The 2,958-nt window shown below is 60.5% G+C and carries 3 protein-coding genes; all 3 read right to left on the reverse strand.

The window, feature by feature from the left end:
- The coding region (locus tag VHD36_02095; GenBank protein ID HVU86082.1) for a DNA gyrase subunit A at positions 1 to 824 on the reverse strand (824 nt) is incomplete at its 3' end.
- A gap of 210 nt (positions 825 to 1,034) precedes the next feature.
- The gene (locus VHD36_02100; GenBank protein HVU86083.1) at positions 1,035 to 1,751 is read right to left on the reverse strand and encodes a hypothetical protein; all 717 of its coding nucleotides are present in this window, start codon (positions 1,749 to 1,751) and stop codon (positions 1,035 to 1,037) included.
- Positions 1,748 to 2,485, reverse strand: a complete 738-nt coding sequence (locus VHD36_02105) for a DUF4145 domain-containing protein (protein HVU86084.1) — start codon at positions 2,483 to 2,485, stop codon at positions 1,748 to 1,750. Before VHD36_02105 ends, VHD36_02100 begins: the two co-directional genes overlap by 4 nt.
- Between the last annotated feature and the right edge of the window lie 473 nt (positions 2,486 to 2,958).

Raw genomic sequence — 2,958 nt, forward strand, 5'->3', positions numbered from 1 at the left:
ATCTCGGTGATGACCAGCGCCTCGCGGTCCTTGCGGATCGTCTCCGTCGTCACACGCCCACGCACCAGGATCGAGCCGCGCCCGGTGAGATACGCCGAGCGAATGCCCGCCTTGCCGAGGATCATGCCGCCGGTCGGGAAATCGGGACCGGGTACGATCTCCATCAGCCGCTCGATGTCGATCGCCGGATCGTCGATCATCGCGACCGTCGCGTCGATGATCTCGCCGAGGTTATGCGGCGGGATGTTGGTCGCCATGCCGACGGCGATACCGCCGGCGCCGTTGACCAGCAAATTCGGAAAACGCGCCGGCAGCACGACCGGCTCCTGCTCGGAGCCGTCGTAGTTCGGGCGGAAATCGACGGTGTCCTTGTCGATGTCCTCGGTCAGCGTGTGCGCCACCTTGGCGCGCCGCGCTTCGGTGTAGCGCATCGCCGCCGGCGGATCGCCGTCGACAGAGCCGAAGTTCCCCTGCCCGTCGATCAGCGGCAGGCGCATGGAGAAATCCTGCGCCATGCGCACCAGCGCGTCGTAGATCGAAGCGTCGCCGTGCGGATGGTACTTGCCCATCACGTCGCCGACGATCAGCGCCGACTTGCGATAAGGCTTGTTCCAGTCGCGCCCGTTCTCATGCATCGAGAAAAGAATGCGCCGATGCACCGGCTTCAACCCGTCGCGCACATCCGGCAGCGCGCGGGAGACGATCACGCTCATCGCGTAATCGAGATAACTCCGCCGCATCTCGTCGGAGATCGAGATCGGATCAAAATCGGGCGTATCGCCCGCCGGATTATCGGAGCCCGGCGGCGGTGTTTCGTTGGCCAAAATCAACCTTGGGAATCAGGGGAATTTGCTTAGGAGAATATGGGGATTGGGCGACGTAGATGCAAGGAAAAGCACAATACGCCGGCCGAGTGAATCGTTAGGTCGGCCAAAGCTGCCGCCTGCTTTCTATGGTCATTGGATCTGTTACGAGGCCGGCCCGACGCATGCTCCTTTGGCTGCTATGAAAAATGATCTTGGCACATGATGAACTCAGAATTCGCGCGCCAGTAAGTGGTTGATCCATCCTAAATCCGACGAGTCTCCCGTTAGTCCACATTGAGACGCAATTCGTTCGATCGCGGCTGGAAGTATCAAAGGCCGAATGGGCACTTCGCCGCGAGCATATTTGTTCGCGGCTTCGGCAAACGCTTCTGAGAGAAGTAGCGTGCGAAAGTTCAACAGCCGAGCGGCATCGTACACGGAACGTTGCTTGCTCAGCGCCATTTCCATTGCCTCGAGCTGTTGCTCGCAGAGCATCAGCGCCGCAGCGAGGTGTGCTGACATGCCAGCCGCATCCCGCAGGTGAATTCGAAGGAAGTGCCGCTCGTTTTCAAATGTATTCGACTGCCCGGCCAACCGCTCCGCCTTGGCAAGCTTACCAGCGACGCCAATCAACATAAGCATCAACGCATTTGCGACCGCGTTATTGCGCAGTCGCGCATCCTCCTCGCGCTGTTTCTGACCCGCGCTAATCTGCTCGCGCATGACGGCGAGCTGTTGCTCAATTCCTCGCCACGCCACTACCGTTCCAACAACGGCGGCCACTACCGCCGCTGTCCCCGCAACGAGTGTCTGATAGTCATAAATCCAGTTTGCCGGCTTGGCCCAAACATGGTCTCCCGCAACCTCGTAGACCCATCCGCCAACTGCGTAGCCAGCGATAACGGCAACGATGGAGAATGCTGCGCGGTCGAGCGCCTTGTTCACGAGCTATTCGAATTCGATTCGCGTCGAGCTGCCCGTCGTTTGGCTGCGGCTGCCAGTTTAGCTGGCTCTGTGTAAAGACGCTCGAGCAACGCTACTGTGAAATCAAGAAGGTCCCTCGCGTCTGCCTCCGTGAGGAATTCAGCATGAGCGGCGTCGTTTCCGTCTTGATGAATGCAAGACGCCAGCTCGCGAAGATCTTCAGGCAGCGATTTGTTCTCGAAGAGCCAAGGGAGGCGACTTCCAAGGTCTCGGCGGACCTTGCGATTCAGCCCGGGCTGATCGCTCTCTCCTTCAGACCGCTCCTTGGGCAGAAGCTCTCTGGTAGCGAGATCCACGCATTTTCGGAACATCGCGCTGGCGGCGTTCCAGCATCCTACGGCCACGCAAGTCCCGCCTTCGTTAAACACCCCCGCAATGGGGGCTGGAACATGCTCTGGCGCTTCGATGGACTGGTTGTCCTTGGTGCTGAGAAATCCGCGTAGATGAAAGTGATTATTTAGCGAGTCCTGGAAGATCAACGGACCGTGAGTCTGAAGCACATTTATGTCTGCGTACTGGCTTTGCTCTGCAATCAGCACCGTGGCCTTCCCGCAGTTTCTGCAGATGGCAAAGAGTTCATAGCTTCGTACCCAACCGTGCGCGAATTCGACGGGCCGCAGATTCGCAGCAGTAACCCGGAAGGTGATGCTAAGACTTCCGCACCGCGGGCAGTCAGAGACGATTTCGGCGGACATGATTTTTCTTACTGCAATGTTGCCCACTTGTCGGTTGTATCACTTACTCGTGTGTGAGTGTGATAGCGGCGGGTATATAGGGGAAAAAATACTTATCCCCGCCCCCTCCACCCGCCCCATATTCCCCAACAGCGTCACCCGCCCGAGGGTCGTGACCGGTACCGTCCGGCTCGCGGGGTGGCGCTGTGGCGCCCGCTGTCCCTGACCTAACGGAGCAGGAGCATCGGGAGGCACCCCAGCCCGCCGGCCGGCACTAGGACCGGTCGCCGATGATGCCGAGAGGCGCGGCCTCCCGGTGCGTGGGACGAGCTGCCGTCAGTAAGGTCCGCGCTCGGCGGTGACGAGCGGAGTGGCCCCAGGCGCGGCAGTGGCAAGGGACGTGCCCGCAAGAAAATGCGGGCCGCCTGCCCACGATCCGGGTGCGGAGGGGAAAGCCCAAAGCCGCCACGGCGGGCGCTCGGCGAGCGCCACCA

Source organism: Pirellulales bacterium, from assembly GCA_035546535.1.
Taxonomy (GTDB): domain Bacteria; phylum Planctomycetota; class Planctomycetia; order Pirellulales; family JACPPG01; genus JACPPG01.

Bases quoted from the DNA above. Each gene is read 5' to 3' on its own strand.
- VHD36_02105 (HVU86084.1), bottom strand. From the start codon at position 2,485: ATGTCCGCCGAAATCGTCTCTGACTGCCCGCGGTGCGGAAGTCTTAGC.